This is a genomic window from Pseudoalteromonas sp. HL-AS1 (assembly GCF_031198785.1).
Taxonomy (GTDB): domain Bacteria; phylum Pseudomonadota; class Gammaproteobacteria; order Enterobacterales; family Alteromonadaceae; genus Pseudoalteromonas; species Pseudoalteromonas distincta.
Genome location: NZ_CP133569.1, coordinates 787,902 through 803,948 on the forward strand (window position 1 = coordinate 787,902; position 16,047 = coordinate 803,948).

At 38.8% G+C, this 16,047-nt stretch carries 17 protein-coding genes; 12 read left to right on the forward strand and 5 right to left on the reverse strand.

Annotated features, from left to right (window positions below; translation table 11 throughout):
• Positions 1–29 precede the first annotated feature (29 nt).
• The 4 genes from RB214_RS03700 to RB214_RS03715 all read left to right on the forward strand — a co-directional run bounded on the left by RB214_RS03700 (position 30) and on the right by RB214_RS03715 (position 2,896).
• On the forward strand, positions 30–278 hold the full coding sequence (locus tag RB214_RS03700) for a TIGR03643 family protein (protein ID WP_024595124.1): 249 nt from the start codon (positions 30–32) through the stop codon (positions 276–278).
• Between the two features lie 76 nt (positions 279–354).
• On the forward strand, positions 355–717 hold the full coding sequence (locus tag RB214_RS03705) for a hypothetical protein (protein ID WP_149593586.1): 363 nt from the start codon (positions 355–357) through the stop codon (positions 715–717).
• A gap of 23 nt (positions 718–740) precedes the next feature.
• Complete coding sequence (locus tag RB214_RS03710; protein ID WP_309168396.1) at positions 741–1,820, forward strand: endonuclease/exonuclease/phosphatase family protein; 1,080 nt, start codon at positions 741–743, stop codon at positions 1,818–1,820.
• A 212-nt stretch (positions 1,821–2,032) separates the two neighbouring features.
• A complete protein-coding gene (locus RB214_RS03715) occupies positions 2,033–2,896 on the forward strand; it encodes a hypothetical protein (protein ID WP_309168397.1) in 864 nt (287 codons plus the stop codon).
• 298 nt (positions 2,897–3,194) lie between these two features.
• Here the strand turns inward: RB214_RS03715 and RB214_RS03720 are convergent, their stop codons facing one another.
• Positions 3,195–4,571 (reverse strand): NAD-dependent succinate-semialdehyde dehydrogenase, encoded by a 1,377-nt coding sequence (locus RB214_RS03720; protein ID WP_309168398.1) that lies wholly within the window; start codon positions 4,569–4,571, stop codon positions 3,195–3,197.
• 200 nt (positions 4,572–4,771) lie between these two features.
• On the opposite strand from RB214_RS03720, the gene RB214_RS03725 reads away from it, so the two are divergent.
• Positions 4,772–5,812, forward strand: a complete 1,041-nt coding sequence (locus tag RB214_RS03725; RefSeq protein WP_309168399.1) for a nitronate monooxygenase — start codon at positions 4,772–4,774, stop codon at positions 5,810–5,812.
• Between the two features lie 78 nt (positions 5,813–5,890).
• Here the strand turns inward: RB214_RS03725 and RB214_RS03730 are convergent, their stop codons facing one another.
• The gene (locus tag RB214_RS03730) at positions 5,891–6,406 is read right to left on the reverse strand and encodes an NUDIX hydrolase (protein WP_024597244.1); all 516 of its coding nucleotides are present in this window, start codon (positions 6,404–6,406) and stop codon (positions 5,891–5,893) included.
• Positions 6,407–6,640: 234 nt separating this feature from the next.
• On the opposite strand from RB214_RS03730, the gene RB214_RS03735 reads away from it, so the two are divergent.
• The 6 genes from RB214_RS03735 to RB214_RS03760 all read left to right on the forward strand — a co-directional run bounded on the left by RB214_RS03735 (position 6,641) and on the right by RB214_RS03760 (position 12,988).
• Entirely contained in the window at positions 6,641–7,981 is a 1,341-nt protein-coding gene (locus tag RB214_RS03735; protein ID WP_309168400.1) for a sigma-54 dependent transcriptional regulator, read from the forward strand.
• Between the two features lie 14 nt (positions 7,982–7,995).
• The gene (locus tag RB214_RS03740) at positions 7,996–8,205 is read left to right on the forward strand and encodes a histidine kinase (protein ID WP_039485081.1); all 210 of its coding nucleotides are present in this window, start codon (positions 7,996–7,998) and stop codon (positions 8,203–8,205) included.
• Positions 8,206–8,243: 38 nt separating this feature from the next.
• The gene (locus tag RB214_RS03745) at positions 8,244–9,728 is read left to right on the forward strand and encodes an ATP-binding protein (protein ID WP_309168401.1); all 1,485 of its coding nucleotides are present in this window, start codon (positions 8,244–8,246) and stop codon (positions 9,726–9,728) included.
• Positions 9,729–10,190, forward strand: coding sequence for a response regulator (locus tag RB214_RS03750; RefSeq protein WP_165743378.1), 462 nt, complete (start codon positions 9,729–9,731; stop codon positions 10,188–10,190).
• A gap of 11 nt (positions 10,191–10,201) precedes the next feature.
• Positions 10,202–12,169, forward strand: a complete 1,968-nt coding sequence (locus RB214_RS03755) for a response regulator (RefSeq protein ID WP_309168402.1) — start codon at positions 10,202–10,204, stop codon at positions 12,167–12,169.
• Positions 12,170–12,367: 198 nt separating this feature from the next.
• Positions 12,368–12,988: a fumarylacetoacetate hydrolase family protein gene (locus RB214_RS03760; protein WP_309168403.1), complete on the forward strand. Its 621-nt coding sequence runs from the start codon at positions 12,368–12,370 to the stop codon at positions 12,986–12,988.
• Here RB214_RS03760 and RB214_RS03765 read toward each other — a convergent pair.
• The 3 genes from RB214_RS03765 to RB214_RS03775 form a co-directional block, all read right to left on the reverse strand.
• Positions 12,939–13,862: an ABC transporter substrate-binding protein gene (locus RB214_RS03765; RefSeq protein WP_309168404.1), complete on the reverse strand. Its 924-nt coding sequence runs from the start codon at positions 13,860–13,862 to the stop codon at positions 12,939–12,941. The genes RB214_RS03760 and RB214_RS03765 overlap by 50 nt on opposite strands.
• 117 nt (positions 13,863–13,979) lie before the next feature.
• Complete coding sequence (locus RB214_RS03770; RefSeq protein WP_272450756.1) at positions 13,980–15,032, reverse strand: aldo/keto reductase; 1,053 nt, start codon at positions 15,030–15,032, stop codon at positions 13,980–13,982.
• An 18-nt stretch (positions 15,033–15,050) separates the two neighbouring features.
• Positions 15,051–15,479 carry a thioesterase family protein gene (locus tag RB214_RS03775; protein ID WP_002958095.1) on the reverse strand — a complete coding sequence of 143 codons (429 nt, stop codon included), beginning with the start codon at positions 15,477–15,479 and terminating at the stop codon, positions 15,051–15,053.
• 161 nt (positions 15,480–15,640) lie between these two features.
• On the opposite strand from RB214_RS03775, the gene RB214_RS03780 reads away from it, so the two are divergent.
• The gene (locus RB214_RS03780) at positions 15,641–15,817 is read left to right on the forward strand and encodes a hypothetical protein (protein ID WP_165743387.1); all 177 of its coding nucleotides are present in this window, start codon (positions 15,641–15,643) and stop codon (positions 15,815–15,817) included.
• Positions 15,818–16,047 lie beyond the last annotated feature (230 nt).

Sequence of the window (16,047 nt, forward strand, 5' to 3'; positions counted from 1 at the left end):
CGTATAAGTTAAATTTTGTGAGATATACCATGTTTAACGCAGAGCAGCAGTCACGCATTATCGAAATGGCGTGGGAAGATAGAACCCCTTTTGAGGCAATAGAGCAGTTATACGGATTAAAATACCCGCAGCTGGTGGTATTTATGCGCGAACATATTTCAAAAGGCAGTTTTAAAGTGTGGCGTAAACGCCATGCTGGTCGTAAAACAAAACACTTAAAATTACGCGATCCCGCTATTATGCGAAGCCACTGTAAAACACAATATAAACAACGTTAAATAAGTGTAAGCTGTTTCATATGATGTTCAGCCGTGTTTGTTAACCTTTAGCTATTAATTACGCTAGAGATTATCTATGAGAGCACTAACATACACAACACTAATAGCATTGGCTTTATGTTCAATAAGCGCAGACGCAAAACCACATAAACATAAGCATGGTCATAAACACGGCCATAATAAGCATCATTCTCATAAACACAACGACAATGACTACCTTTCTAAAAAAGAGGCTAAGCAGCTAATTCGCGCAGGATGGACGCCACCAGGGCTAAGTAAAAGCTACCACCGTGGCGACTATTTAGATCGTGATTTATACAAACGAGGTAGAGTGATTGAACGCTCTAGGGATAATGGTACAGTGAGTATTGAAATAGACCGTACAGTTATTCACATGGTGCACGACACCCGAGAGATACTTTCAATTTTAAGTCGCTAAATTAACTTTATAAGGATATTAAAATGCTTATTGCGCTGGCTATAATTATTGGCTTTTTTTTACTGGTTACCTTGTTGCCTATGTCGTATAGCCAGCACTACTTAGTGCGTAGCTGCGACTTTGTGCGCTTACAGGTTTTTTATATTGCCAGTTTTGTAGCTGTTACATCGTTGTTTTTATTATGGCAAAGTAGCGAAATAGGTTACGTGTTTATAGCCTTAACCTCATTACTTATAATGATTTTACAAGGTAAATGGATTTACCCGTATACGTGGCTTGCTAAAAAAGAAGTGCAAAGCGCACCTAAGCATATAGATCATAGCGTACGAATTATGTCGGCAAATGTACTTATGTCGAACCATAAAAGTGAGCAGTTAATTAGCCTTGTAGATGAGCACCAACCCGACCTACTTATTACGCTTGAGAGCGATAGCTGGTGGGAAAATAAATTATCAGTCATTAAAAAAAATTACCCGTATTACATAGAATGCCCTAAAGACAACCGTTATGGCATGCACTTATACAGCAAGTTTAAAATACTCGATGCACAAATATGTGAGCTAATTGAAGAAGATATTCCATCAATTCATATTCTGTTTGAAAACGATGAAGGCCTACAAATGCAAGGGCACTTTATTCACCCAGCACCACCAAGCCCGACAGAGGAAGACTCATCACGTCCGCGCGATTCAGAGCTAATAATGGTGGCTAAAGCACTTAAAAACCCAACACGACCTACCATAGTTGCCGGTGATTTAAACGACGTAGCATGGTCGCGCAGCACCCGTTTGTTTATGCAAATAAGTGGCTTTTTAGACCCTCGAAAAGGCCGTGGTTTTTATAACACCTTTCATGCAAGCTACTTTTTTATGCGCTGGCCGCTCGATCACTTATTTCACAGTGAAGGCTTTAAAGTAAAACGCATTAAGCGTTTAGCTAAGTATGGGTCTGATCACTTTGCACTACTTACTGAGCTTTCTTACGAGAATGCTAATCAGCAGTCATTAGAAACTAAATCGGCAGAGCATAAGCATGAAGAAATCCAAGAGCTTGCTATGAATAAGGCAGACAAGCGAAAAGTGCCGAGGTTTGAGGAACAATAATAGCCTCTAGTCATACTAATCAAAGCTTAGAACTTAATTATATTTAAGCGCTAATCTTCAGTTTCATCTACAAATATTTAAACTCGAAGTATTGAAGAATAATTAACTTATTTCAGCAGATAATTGAATTATAGGTGAAAGAAGACATAAGTTATCAGATTTGTTAGATTGTAATGTATAGATACTTGGCTGTTGATGCATTAAGGAACCTCATGGACGACAGTACACTAGATAGAATTGCTGAATTTATTTGTGGTAATGGAGAAAACCATCCTGAATATCGTTCTAGCTCAAAGATTACAAGCTTTTTTGAGCGATCTGGATTACCTCAATTTATCCATGATGGCTCAACTCGTCAGTGGTGGGTACATGAAAAGCTTAAAGAATGTAATCGTGAACAATTAGCTGCTGTTCTCAAGCGTCTTTCATCACCAAAAGAATACAAAGGCGATAGAGATAAAATTAAAAGTGCATTAACCATACTGAATGAAATCCTCTATGTAGAGGGTTTCAAGATTAAATTAGAAGGTCTTGAACCTAAGTTTGAAAAATTTGATATTAACTTTTCAGATGAAAATGTAAAAACTTCTTCACTTTCTCCAATGCCTGCACCTGATTTTATGGCTTTAGGTCTTGAATCAGAAGTAGGAAAGATACTTGTAGAACGTTGGGAAGAAGCCCAGCGTTGCGTCGATTCTAAAGCCCACCTTTCAGCAATCATAATCATGGGTAGTATGCTTGAAGGATTGTTATTAGTAGTTCTTCAAAGAAACCCTGGTAAAGCAAATCTTTGTAGTACTGCGCCTAAAGATTCAAAGTCAGGAAAAGTAAAAAGTTTCGCACATTGGAAGCTAGCTGAAATGATTGATGTGGCGCATAACGTAGGTTGGTTAGGTATGGATGTTAGGCAGTTCTCTCATGCACTTAGAGGTTTTCGTAATCTAATACATCCTTATGAGCAAATGGCTAGTAAAATGTACCCTGATGCTGACACATGTGATATTTCTTGGTTAGTTGTTCAGGCCGCAGTAAATGATTTAGCTAGAGCATTAAAAAACGACTCAACACTTAGATGATATAAGTGTCTACGATTAAATATAAAATTAGAGCACGATATTTATTCCCCATTAAAGGCTATGTTTGTAGTTTTTGACTCCTCATATTAAAAGCGCGATGTAAAATCGCACCTACGAATATACCCAAAACTCGGTACTATCTCTTACTAAAAACTAAGTACTGCCTCCTGAAATTACTTTCTAAAAGTAATAAAAAAGCCTAAAAGTGGTTACCCACTTTTAGGCTTAGTAATTTTTGTGTTTTAAACACATATTAAGAATCTGTATTTAAAACACTTATTTCATTTATGCAGTTAAATTAGCTGGCGATCATAATGCTTTTAACATTAACAAATTCGCGCATACCAAAGCCGCCGTGCTCTCGGCCGTAGCCACTTTCTTTAACACCACCAAACGGTAGGTTAGGTTGTGCTAAACCGTAGCCGTTAATGTTGATCATGCCGGTGTCGAAGTACTTTTTAGCTAGTTCAATGGCTTTTTTCTCATCTTTAGAGAAAATACCGCCGCCTAAACCGTAGCGAGAGTCGTTAGCGATGCGCATTGCATCGTCGTTGTCTTTGGCTTTAATAAGCGAAGCTACTGGGCCAAATAATTCGTCGTCGTAGGCTGGCATACCAGGGGCTAAGTTATCTAGTAGAGTAGGTGGGTAGTAATAGCCTGTTTGCGAAGGTATTTCGCCGCCCGTTACTATGTTTGCACCTGCTTTAACTGATTCCATTACTTGGTCGTGAATACCGTCGCGTAGATCCTCACGTGCCATTGGACCTAAGTCTGTGTCATCAGCCATTGGGTCGCCCATTTTCATAGCTTCAAATTGCTCTTTAATTTGCGCTTTAAAGTCATCGTAAAGTGACTCTACAACCACAAAGCGTTTAGCTGAAACACACGTTTCACCGTTATTGATCATGCGCCCGGTTACACAGGTTTTAACTGCAAGCTCTAGGTCTGCGTCATCAAGTACTAAGTAAGCGTCGTTACTACCAAGCTCTAACACTGTTTTCTTAACGTGTTTACCTGCTTCTTCTGCTACTTTTTTACCTGTCGCATCACTACCGGTAAAGGTTACGCCACTAATTGCTTTGTGCGAAATTAAAGAGCTGGCTGTTTTGCCGTCGATAAGTAGATTGTTAAAGCAATACTCTGGGAAACCAGCTTGTTTAAATAGCTCTTCTATTTTTTCAGCCATGCCAAATACATTACCAGCATGCTTTAATACGGTTGTGTTACCCGCCATGATGTTAGCAGCACTGTAGCGAATTACCTGATAAAGCGGAAAGTTCCATGGTTGAATACCTAATAGTACACCTGTTGGTTGGTAGCTGATAATTGCGCGGCCGCCGTCCATATCACGTTCTTCGTCAGCAAGTACTTGTGGGCCTTGTTCGGCTGTATAACGACAAATTCCTGCACATAGTTCAACTTCTTGAAAGCCTTGCTCGTAAACTTTACCCATTTCTTCGGTCATGAGTTTTGCAATAGCTTCTTTTTGATCTTCAAAGAGTGAAGCTAACTTATTAAGGTATTTTGCACGTTCAGTGAATGACGTTAATCGCCATTTTAAATATGTTTCGTGAGATTTTTCGATTACCTGTTCTGCTTCCTTTTGAGAAAGTAGTGTATAGGTTTCAATGGTTTGCTCAGTTGCGGGATTAATCGTTTTAACTGTGTTACTCATTTCTATCTCCTTACAAATTATGTATAGGTAATATTGCAAACCGAACGCCAACTATTTAAAGATATAAAATTAAACTGAACCTATTGTTATTTGTTGGTTTTTGTTTTTTATTTGTGAGTGTGCTGATTTTTTATTTAGTTAGTTTTCTGATATGTTCTGTAAATAATGCAAGTTGCAGAAAAAATTACATGGAGAATAAAATGATACGGACACTTTTTGATATTTCAGTTGCGCTAATACAAGCGCCCATGGCAGGTGTGCAAGATGCCAGCTTAGCTGCGAGTGTTTGTGAAGCAGGTGGGCTTGGCTCATTACCATGTGCGATGCTCTCTAATCAGCAGCTTATCGAACAGCTAGAGTTACTTAGCCGCTCAACCAGTAAGCCTTATAATCTTAACTTTTTTTGCCATTCAACTTTGCAATATACCAAACTGCAAAAACAACAATGGCATTCATTATTAGCCCCTTATTTTAATGAATATGCTATTGCTGAAAGTAGCTTAGTGGACGAAGCTTCTCGACAGCCAATAAATCAAAGTGTTATCGATATTATTGCGCCCTATAAACCTGCAGTGGTAAGTTTTCATTTTGGTTTACCTGCGCCTTCTTTGCTTGAACAAATTAAAAGTTGGGGGGCAAAAGTCATTTCTACCGCAACAACCTTTGAGGAAGCTAAATGGCTTGCTGATAATGGTGCTGATGCTGTTATTGCTCAAGGCTTAGAAGCGGGCGGACACCGTGGTCATTTTTTATCTATGGATTTAAGTTTGCATAAAAGCACGACTGAACTAGTGCAAGAATGTGTTGCGCACCTATCAGTTCCTATAATTGCTGCTGGTGGGATTGCAACTGAGGATGATGTAGCACATATACAAACATTAGGCGCATCAGGCGTACAAGTTGGGAGTGCGTATTTACTCTGTAATGAGGCGACTACGTCAATGCTTCATCGTGATGTTATTTTAGCTCAACAAAAAGATAGCACCGTGCTTACTACGTTGTTTTCAGGTCGCGCTGCGAGAGGAGTTTGTAATCGCGTTATGCAAGAGCTTGGTGCAATGCCTGCACATGTGCCACCATTTCCTTATGCAAGTATTGCTATAACGGCATTAAAAAGTCGAGCTGAATCGCTTGGTGATAGTAGTTTTTCGCCTTTGTGGTGTGGTCAAAAATACATTCCAAGAGAGAGCATTAGCGCGGCTCAGATTACACAAATATTAATGCAAAAATGGTCTGTATAAATGCGTAGCTGTAAATAGTTGAACTGATGTTAGCTACGCAGGGTAAGGGGCATATAAGTAATTAATCGTGAATCGTAATTAAAAAAGTTGCTTAGCAATCTTTTTGAGTAAATAGGTTTCACGAAGGAGCGATAACCCTTGCTTTTCGCTGTTAGCTAGCGTGCGTTCGTTATGTGCAATTGCGTCGTTTATATCAACCCATTTAGCAGTCATGCCATTTTGCTGTTCGTAATGCTCTAACTGCGCTTTGCCAAACTCGTCGGCAATACTACATACAAAGCAATACGATTTAATATGAATAATATCAAAATCGTCTTTATACCAAGGGCGATACTCTTCATAGAGTCCAAAAGCTTTAACTACACTTATTTGTTGTGCACCGGTTTCCTCGCTTAGTTCGCGAATTAAGCCTTGTTCAATACTTTCGCCGTCATCTACTCCACCGCCGGGTAGGCTGTAGTCTTCATAACGGTTTGTATACATTAAAAGTATTTTATTATTTTTAATTACAATGGCGCGAGCTGTTAAGCGTGTAAATTGAGTACCTTGGTCAATATTAATACCTGAATGTATTAAGGTTTTTAATTGCTGCATTTCGTCTCCTTTTTTAGGTTTTTAATAATAATAGTTGCTACCATTCTATAAATAGAAACGATTTTAATTATTAATCATAATTTATGATCGATTTTTTTCAGCATACGTAAATATTAGGTTGGTAACATTAATAGCATTTAATCGCTTAAGTTTATTTTAAAAATTAGATTCTGGGCGCACCTTTAAATTAATATCAAGGATGCGTAGAATAAGAAAAAAGCATAGGGATTTATCATGTTAGACATACTTTTAGTAGATGACGACGTTGAATTTAGTGACGTTGTTTGCCACATAGTCGAATTCCTCGGCCACAATATAAGCACAGCTACCAGTTTAAAAGAAGCACATCAATGGTTTGAAAATAATGCGTTTGATCATGTGCTGCTTGATTTTATGCTGCCTGATGGTAGCGGTTTGCACTTACTTGATCACTTAAAAACGATTGGGCAATCTCCAAAAATTACACTTATTTCGGGTCATCCTTCAGTTAAAGGTATTTTAGCTGATATGTGTGAGCCAAATGTAGGGCATTTATTAAAACCATTACAACGTGAAGATTTAGAACTCGTTTTAAATGGCCCTAAAAAAGCAGTTAAAAAAGCAAAGTCGAGCGGTATTGTACGCCACTTTGGCGGTTTGATTGGTGAATCTGAGCCAATGCAAAAGCTTTACAACATGATTGAACGTGTAGCTAAAACAAATGCTAACGTGATGCTTATGGGTGAAAGTGGTGCAGGTAAAGAAGTAGTGGCTCAAGCTATTCATAACGCAAGCCAGTGCGAAGGACCATTAGTTGCTAGCAACTGTGGCGCACTTTCAAAAGAGTTAATTGGTAGTGAGTTATTTGGCCACGAAAAAGGCGCATTTACAGGCGCAATTGCACGTAAAGAAGGTGTATTTGAGCAATCAAATAACGGTACTTTGTTTTTAGATGAAGTAACTGAAATGCCAATTGATATGCAGCCAAATTTACTGCGAGTGCTTGAAACTAAAAAGGTAACACGCGTAGGTGGTAACAGAGAAATACCAACCAATTGCCGTGTTATTTCAGCTACTAACCGCTCGCTTACCGATTTGGCACAAAATAATGTTATTCGTGAAGATATTTACTTTAGGTTGGCTGTTTTTCCTATTGATATACCGCCACTTCGCGATAGAAAAGAAGATGTACCTTTATTAGCAAAAGCCTTTTTAGATCAACTTAATGACGAAAACGGCACTGCCTTTAGTTGGACTGTCGCACAGCTCAAAGAGCTGCAAAGCTATGAGTGGCCGGGTAATGTGCGAGAGCTCCGCCATGCTATACACCGTGCATTTATTATGAGCGACCCACAAACTAGCGATATTATTTTACCTGATAACTTAGAGTCACCTTTTTCGCGCGTTAATAATCAAGCTGCCGAAAAGCCTGTATCAGCAGGGCAAACAATTGAAGAAGTTGAAAAAGAACTTATTCATGCAACGCTTGATAAGGTGCAAGGTAATAAAACGCTTGCTGCACAAATGCTGGGTATTAGTACTAAAACACTTTATAACCGCCTTAATGCATATGGCGGTATTGGCGAATATAAATAGATTTGAGGAAGGGCATGACATCCGATAACCAAACAGAGCAACTCAATAAATTAGTACACGATGCAAGAGGGCCGCTAAATCGTATTTCGATGAATGCTGAGCTGATTAAATTGGTACTTGAAAACGATATGCCAAAAGAAAAAGCGTTAGATGCACTTGATAAAATTATCAATAATTGCCAACAGTGCAGCGAAAGTTTGCAAAAAATATCAGACTCTCAATAAATATTAAGTGTTGTCTAAACTTTAATTCGGGAAGCTAAATGAGCAAGAAAAAACAGCAAAGTAAGGCTAATATTACGTGGGCAACATTTATGGTGGTTGTGCTAGGTATTATTGTGGGCAACGCATTTTTAGCATTGAATACGATTCAAGGCTTAACACAAACCCAAAAAAGTTTAGACAACACTAGCATGCTAACTACAGCAATTGAAAAGCTGCATCTATCCATAGTGCAGGCTGAGTCTGGGCAGCGTGGTTATTTATTGACAGAAGAGGCTGACTATTTAGCGCCTTATTATGACGCTATTGGGCAAATTGAGGCGCAAACAGATCATGTCAAGTCGCTTCACTCTGAGATTGACGGTCAAGCTGAGCGTATAGCCCAGTTGTTAGTTCTTGTAGATAGTAAAATTAAAGAATTAAAACAAACTGTAAACCTTGCGCTAGATGACAAAGAAAGACGTGCGATGTATGTATTAAATACACATAAAGGAAGAAAGCTTTATAAGCAAATTAGAGAGTATGTTAATGAAATTCAAGACCGTGAATTACTCTTTAAAGTAAGCCATTTTTCTAAATTAGCACAGATTAAAAATGAGGCTAAAATTACATTCGCTATAACAGCAATAACCAGTGGGTTGCTGATTATTGGTATGTTTATTATGACGCGCCTTAATTTAAGAAATGCAGCACAATATCGTTTTGAGCTTGAAAAACAAAACGAAACATTAGCAATTAAGGTTTCTGAGCGGACACAAGAGCTAACATTATATTCAGATGAATTGAGCCGAAGTAACCGAGAGCTTGAAGAGTTTGCTTTTGTAGCAAGTCATGACTTACAAGAACCGCTTAGGAAAATCCAGGCATTTAGTGACCGTCTCGAAACTATGTTTAAAGACGAGCTGGGTGAAAAGGGGATGGATTACATTGGGCGCATGAAAAATGCAGCGCAGCGTATGTCTAATTTAATAAACGACTTATTAGAGTTTTCGCGAATTACAACGCGTGGTAAAGATTTTGATGACACGAATTTAAATGAAGTTGTAGCTGATATATTAAGTGATTTAGAGATAGCGATAAAAGAGTCTGAAGCACAAATTGATGTAGATGATTTGCCAGTTATTCAGGCCGATAAAAGCCAAATGCAGCAGCTGTTTTTAAACTTGTTGTCGAACGCTGTTAAATTTAGGCGTCCCGACGTAAACCCACACATAAAAATTAGTTATCAAGATGAAGATATTTTCAGCTCTGATCATAATACCCATTTAAGTTTTCAAGTTATTACCATAGAAGATAACGGTATTGGTTTTTCACAAGACTATGCCGATAAAATATTTGTACCGTTTCAGCGATTACACGGACGCTCACAATATAAAGGCACGGGTATTGGCCTTTCTGTATGTAGGCGTATTGTAGAGCGCCATGGCGGAACAATTACAGCCCAAAGTAAAGACGGTGAAGGTGCAACCTTTATCATAAAACTACCTGTGGAAGCTGAGCTTTTCACATTGCAAGGAGAGGCTTAAATGCCCTATTCAAAAGTAAAACCGATTACTATTTTAATGGCAGACGACGATGAAGATGATCGTTTGTTAACACAAGATGCCCTTGCTGAAAGTCGTGTACTTAACGAGCTTCACTTTGTTGAAGATGGCGTCGAGTTACTTGAATATTTAGAACGTAAAGGTAAGTTTGAAGACAAAGCAGTTTCGCCGCGTCCTGGACTTATATTACTTGATTTAAATATGCCTAGAATGGATGGCCGTGAAGCGCTTGAAGCCATAAAAGGAAACCCTAGCTTAAAGGGAATTCCGGTTGTTATATTAACTACGTCTAAACAAGAAGAAGACATGGTAAAAGGGTATAACTTAGGTGCCGCATCTTACATCACTAAACCAGTAACGTTTGATGGCTTAGTTGATTTGATGAAAACGCTAGGAAAATACTGGGTAGAATTTGTAGAGCTACCATCAACATTTAACGATTAAAGGGAGATTCTATGTTAGATAAAGTGACTAAGCTGCTGCTAGTTGAAGACGATGAAGATGATTACATACTCACCTGCGACTATTTACAACAATTAGATTCACATACGTTTAATGTAGAATGGATAAGCTCTCCAGAGCAAGCAATTGAAAAGCTGAGTAAAAATGAGCACGATATTTGTTTGCTCGACTATCGCTTAGGTGCATCTAACGGGCTAAGCGTTTTAAAAAAAGCGATAGCCAACGGTTTTAGCGGTCCTATTATTATGTTAACGGGGCAATCTAATGATAAGTTAGACTCAGCTGCGCTTGATGCGGGCGCCGTTGATTACTTAATAAAAACAGAAATGAGCTCGAGCCGATTTGCGCGTGCTATTCGTTATGCTTTAGCGCGTAAAGATGTAGAAGGTGAGCGAGTTGAACGCTTAAAAGCTGAAGCCGAAAATCGTTCAAAAGATCGATTTTTAGCTCATTTGAGCCATGAGTTACGTACCCCTCTATCGTCTATTTTAGGTTACACCGAACTGTTAATGCAGAGCGACTTTAGTCAGCAAGCAGAAAATGAATTGGGTGTTATTTATCGAAACGGTAAACACTTATTGAGCTTGTTAAACGATGTGCTCGATTTGTCAAAAATAGCAGCCGATAAACTGGAACTTACCCTAAGCGAAGTTAACCTTGATAGCATGCTTGCCGATGTATACACGCTAATGCGCGTATCGGTGCTTGATAAGGGCCTTACGTTGCGCTTTGAATCTCATCAGCCATTACCTCTAGTTGCACGACTGGATGCAACAAGAGTTCGTCAAATTTTAATAAATCTAATAAATAATGCGGTTAAATTTACCGATAAAGGCGAAATTGTTGTTAATGCGTGGACGCAATGGGTTGATGACACTGAAATGCTATTTTTTAGCATTAAAGATTCAGGTATGGGCATTGCCCCTGAAAAACAAGAACTTATATTTAAGCCTTTTGAACAAATAGCCGATGTAGAATCACGCTCTGTAGGTGGCGCAGGCTTAGGTTTGGCAATATGTGCTGAATTGTTAGCGCGTATGCACGGTGATATTAGTTTGCATTCTGAAATAGGCAAAGGTTCTACATTTACGATTTCGGTATATCCAGGTGATATTAGCGAAGTAGAACGACAAGTACTTAATTTTAGTAGTGCCCCACAACTACAAAGTAAATCGGCTCCATGCAAGGTGCATGGGCGAGTATTAGTGGTTGATGATTTACGTGATTTACGCATGCTAGTTGGTCATATGATCAGTACCTGTGGTGCGCGCGTAGATTATGCCGAACATGGCCAGCAAGCACTTGAAAAAGTACGCATAGCAGATGCGTATAAAGCGCCTTACGATATTATTTTTATTGATATTCATATGCCTGTAATGGGCGGCAAGGAAGCTACCATAGAGCTTAGAAAAATGGGCTACAAAGGCCCAATAATTGCGCTCACTGCCGCTACGATGAAAGGCATACATGAGGAGCTTGCTGCACTTGGTTTTAACGATGTAATACCAAAGCCTGTTGATAGCGCGGCTTTATATCAATGTTTGCAAGATTACTTGGTAGCGCCAGAGCATGCACCGCAAGCTAAAGATATAAATTGTAGTAATGGCTTAACCGAGAAAAAGCAGCGCTTTTTACTTGTGGAAGACGATCACGATGCAGCGCAAATTACGCAACTACTTTTAGAAAGTTTAGGCGTTGAAACCGTCATTGCGCCTAGCTGCGCACAATGTTTGCAAATACTTAATCACGACCAGCAATTTAATAAGGTATTGTTAGATATGCATTTACCTGATGGTCGTGGCGTTGACTTAGGTCAGCAAATTAATGAGCGATACCCTGAATTACGCTTAGTGATCGTAAGTGGAGCAGAGCCAGATCCAAGAGAAATAAAAGATTTAAATATTGACCGAGTTTTACTTAAACCTATTAATTTGAGTTTACTTGAAACGCTTATTAGCTAAGGACTGTTTCTCTTTTTAGGTTGAATTCATCAGTATGTTTGGTGTTTAGGCAAGGCTGAGCCTGTGTAGTGTGGTTATTTCCTATAAATAGGCGATAGCGAAGCAAAAATGCCGAACATGCGTTGCCCGATAGCTCCTAGATTGAACAAATTTTAATTCTGAAAGGTCAACAGGCCCAATAACTGAGACATTACTTATATGTATTCAATAAAGTTAGTATCTGAGAAATTAACACCATCAAAAGTAGTGTGTGTTGGCCGTAACTATACCGCACATATTGCAGAGCTAAATAACGAAATGCCAGAGCAAATGGTTTTATTTAATAAGCCAAATAGCGCAATTACTAATACGTTATTTGCAGCTCACAATGGCGATACGCTACATTATGAAACCGAGTTGTGTTTTGTAGTTAAAAATAAAAAATTTGTAGGTGTTGGACTCGGCCTTGATTTAACTAAGCGTACTGTGCAAAGTAAATTAAAAAATAAAGGGCTTCCATGGGAGCGCGCAAAAGCGTTCGACGGCTCTGTTATTTTAACTGATTTTGTAGCGCTAACAGAGGCAATGAAGCACTTTACTTTTGAACTTAAAATTAATAATGAAGTAATTCAGCGAGGCGATACTCATTTTATGCTGCACAACCCTGACTCAATTTTACAAGAAATTAGTGAATTTATGAGCTTAGAAGACGGTGATGTAATAATGACAGGTACACCGTCGGGCGTAGGTGAGGTAACAGCTAAAAGTATTTTTGCAGTGGCGCTTTATGCTAATGATCAGTGTTTGCTTGAGCATCAGTGGCAAGTAAGTAAAAATTAATGACTTGCTGTTGGTAGTGTTTATCAAAGTCAGTAAAGGTAGTTTTAAGCCAATTATGCTGACTTTGCTGATACTCAGGCGATTGAAGTACATTATTTTTTAATGCGCGATTAATTTTTTTAAGTGCTTGCTCTGCAAAATTATTAGGTGCTTTAGCCGCACAGCCTATTGCTCCTCTTATAAATTGAATGTCATTTTCTGCAATTGGCACACTTTCTATATACGTATACTCCCCTTGTTTATTAAAGTAATCAGCCATAAACGGGTAATCAATTGAGTAGTCTAAAAAGCCGTGACTCAAGCGTGCTATAACAGCCTGACTTTCATTTTCGCTATTCCAACTTAACGAAGACTCTTTATCTCGTTTTGTATTTTCAATAATTGTATTAATTTTAGTTGTAAATTTACGTGCAGCTGCTTGCCCGTATACATATTGCGGGTCGGTTAATAAATTAATAAGGTGAATAGGCGAGCCGTGCTTTTCTTCTAATTGCGGCTTTAGCTCTTTAGTTGTGATAATTGAAAATGGGGGATATACCGTTGTTGGATTTGAGTAGTTAAGTTGTTGGTTATTATTTTTTTTATAAATAACACACGGAAAACATACATTTTTTCCTTCATTTAAATATTTATTTATACGCTGCTGAGGAACAATTAAGCGGGTATGTTTTACATCAGTTATGGTTCTGATGAGTTGCTCGGTTAGGTTGTCGCAAATACCGCCTTGTGGTGCGCTTTCACTTTTAGCTATATGAAAAGGGGGCGTGTAACTTTGCAGCCAAATAATCTCTTCTAGAGGTTGTACTTTTTGCTCAACGGCGTGCGCGTTGAATACAATTAATAAGCAAAATGCATAGTATCCGTTTTTCAGCATTGATAAGTGTTCGTTGAATTAAGAAAACTTAATAAAAGTATAGTGTTGGTTGTAGTAGGGTCAAATATTTTAGTTTAAAAGCAACCTCATTCAAGGCAGCTTTTAACTCATACATGCTTAATAAGGCATCGGATGGTTTCTAAATATGGTGTTAATCTCACTAAGAATTTCGTCGTTTAGCGTTATGCTAAATGCGTCTATATCTTCCTTTAATTGAGCTATAGATGTTGCCCCGATAATTGAAGAAGTTACGCCATCTACTTGGTTACACCATGCTAAGGCTAGTTGTGCTGGAGTAATATTGTTTGCATGAGCCAGCTCAACATACTGCTTAGTGGCTTGCTCTGCATTGGGTGTATCTCTAAAAATACCGTTACGCTGCATGAAGGTCCAACGAGAGCCTTCAGGGCGAGCACCGTTTAGGTATTTACCCGTTAATAAACCGGCTGCTAAAGGCGACCACGGTAAGTAGGCAATATCTTCGTGTACACATTGTTCTATTAAATACGGCCAGTCTTTAGCGTGCGCTAAGCTAAACTCATTTTGAATAGATACCATACGCGGTAAGTTATGCTCTTTGGCCAAACTTAAGAACTGGCTTATACCCCATGGCGTATCGTCAGATAAACCGCAGTGCTTAATTTTACCTGCTTTAACACATTCATTAAGGCCTTCTAGAATATCAAGCATACTAGCTTGTTGCTCTTGTGTATTTACGTCGGTAAATTTAAGAGTGCCGGGCCATTGTCTGCCAAAGTGAGGGGTAGAGCGGTTTGGCCAATGTAGTTGATATAAATCAATGTAGTCTGTTTGAAGTCGCTTAAGTGAATCATCTACGGCTTCTATTACTGTTTGGCGAGTAATATTGCCGCCATCACGTACCCACGATAATCCATTGCCTGCAATTTTTGTAGCTAGTACCACTTCGCTGCGCTTTTGCTGATTACGCGATAGCCAATTGCCAATAATTTCCTCGGTTTTACCATAGGTCTCTGGCGAAGGAGGCACAGCATACATTTCGGCTGTATCAATAAAGTTTACGCCTTGCTCGAGCGCGTAGGCTATTTGTTCATCAGCGTCGCTTTGAGTATTTTGTTTACCCCAAGTCATACTCCCTAGGCACACTCGAGATACGTTTACGCCACTGCTACCTAGTGGGTTGTATTGCATAAAAATTCCTTAACTAAATTAGTTTTGAGCATGGCTGATTAAAGCCGATAAAAGAGGCTCGGAGATTGGGGCTTTTTGCCCTGTGGTAAAATCAAACATTACAACTTTAGATGCACCCGTAGTCGTTATTGCTTTTTGTGCATGGCTGTAAACGGTGTAGTTCATGGTAAAGCGATCTGTTTTAAGATCTGTAATTGTAACGCCTACAGTGAGTGTGTCGGGAAAAGTTACTGGGCGTTTATAGCGAACGTTATTTTCGCTGATTACTGGGCCCACACCGTTTGGGCTTATTGTATCGAACAGATTTATTTTATTTAAAAAGTCGATCCGGGCTATTTCAAAGTAACGTAAATACACTACATTATTTACGTGTTGTAGCGCATCCATATCAGCCCATGCTACGGTGATATCGGTATGAATAGGGTGCTGATCTTTAAACGTTTGCATTATTTATTGGCCCTTGATTTTTAAAGTACTTAGATTATCAACATGGTGTTACGAGCTCAAGGTAATTAATGGCATGTTTTTTTATAAGATGATTGTACCTGTTTAATTTTAGGTCTACAGTTAAATTACACAGACACACAAAAACACACAAAGGTAAAAATATGCAGAATATAATTAATTGGGCCTTAGCTTGTTTGGTTTTTATAGCCTCTTTTACCTGTTACGCGATGGGGAATGAATCTGGCGCTATCATTTTAATGTTGGCAGGATTTTTATTTGAGGTTATGTATTGGCTACGTGGTTATAAAGAGCAAGAAGGTAATAAGCGCTTTTTTTAATCGCTAACTAGGGCCTGTTGACCTTTCAGGATTAAAATTTGTTCAATCTAGGGGCTATTTAATCGCGGCGCGAGGTTTGTACCTAGTGGGCTAAGTAAAAACCGAGCAACAAAGAGTAAATTGCCCCTAGGCAGAACCCTTCGGGCAGCGTATGTTTGGCATTTGTGCTACGTTATCGCCTATTTATGGGGAATAACCACACTACATAGGCTCTGCCTTGTCTAAATACC

What these genes read in the sequence shown, in the direction of transcription:
- RB214_RS03720 (WP_309168398.1), bottom strand. Translation starts at nt 4,571, where the DNA reads ATGAGTAACACAGTTAAAACGATTAATCCCGCAACTGAGCAAACCATT.
- RB214_RS03725 (WP_309168399.1), top strand. Translation starts at nt 4,772, where the DNA reads ATGATACGGACACTTTTTGATATTTCAGTTGCGCTAATACAAGCGCCC.
- RB214_RS03735 (WP_309168400.1), top strand. Translation starts at nt 6,641, where the DNA reads ATGTTAGACATACTTTTAGTAGATGACGACGTTGAATTTAGTGACGTT.
- RB214_RS03775 (WP_002958095.1), bottom strand. Translation starts at nt 15,479, where the DNA reads ATGCAAACGTTTAAAGATCAGCACCCTATTCATACCGATATCACCGTA.
- RB214_RS03710 (WP_309168396.1), top strand. Translation starts at nt 741, where the DNA reads ATGCTTATTGCGCTGGCTATAATTATTGGCTTTTTTTTACTGGTTACC.
- RB214_RS03765 (WP_309168404.1), bottom strand. Translation starts at nt 13,862, where the DNA reads ATGCTGAAAAACGGATACTATGCATTTTGCTTATTAATTGTATTCAAC.
- RB214_RS03745 (WP_309168401.1), top strand. Translation starts at nt 8,244, where the DNA reads ATGAGCAAGAAAAAACAGCAAAGTAAGGCTAATATTACGTGGGCAACA.
- RB214_RS03740 (WP_039485081.1), top strand. Translation starts at nt 7,996, where the DNA reads ATGACATCCGATAACCAAACAGAGCAACTCAATAAATTAGTACACGAT.
- RB214_RS03705 (WP_149593586.1), top strand. Translation starts at nt 355, where the DNA reads ATGAGAGCACTAACATACACAACACTAATAGCATTGGCTTTATGTTCA.
- RB214_RS03780 (WP_165743387.1), top strand. Translation starts at nt 15,641, where the DNA reads ATGCAGAATATAATTAATTGGGCCTTAGCTTGTTTGGTTTTTATAGCC.
- RB214_RS03755 (WP_309168402.1), top strand. Translation starts at nt 10,202, where the DNA reads ATGTTAGATAAAGTGACTAAGCTGCTGCTAGTTGAAGACGATGAAGAT.
- RB214_RS03770 (WP_272450756.1), bottom strand. Translation starts at nt 15,032, where the DNA reads ATGCAATACAACCCACTAGGTAGCAGTGGCGTAAACGTATCTCGAGTG.
- RB214_RS03715 (WP_309168397.1), top strand. Translation starts at nt 2,033, where the DNA reads ATGGACGACAGTACACTAGATAGAATTGCTGAATTTATTTGTGGTAAT.
- RB214_RS03730 (WP_024597244.1), bottom strand. Translation starts at nt 6,406, where the DNA reads ATGCAGCAATTAAAAACCTTAATACATTCAGGTATTAATATTGACCAA.
- RB214_RS03760 (WP_309168403.1), top strand. Translation starts at nt 12,368, where the DNA reads ATGTATTCAATAAAGTTAGTATCTGAGAAATTAACACCATCAAAAGTA.
- RB214_RS03700 (WP_024595124.1), top strand. Translation starts at nt 30, where the DNA reads ATGTTTAACGCAGAGCAGCAGTCACGCATTATCGAAATGGCGTGGGAA.
- RB214_RS03750 (WP_165743378.1), top strand. Translation starts at nt 9,729, where the DNA reads ATGCCCTATTCAAAAGTAAAACCGATTACTATTTTAATGGCAGACGAC.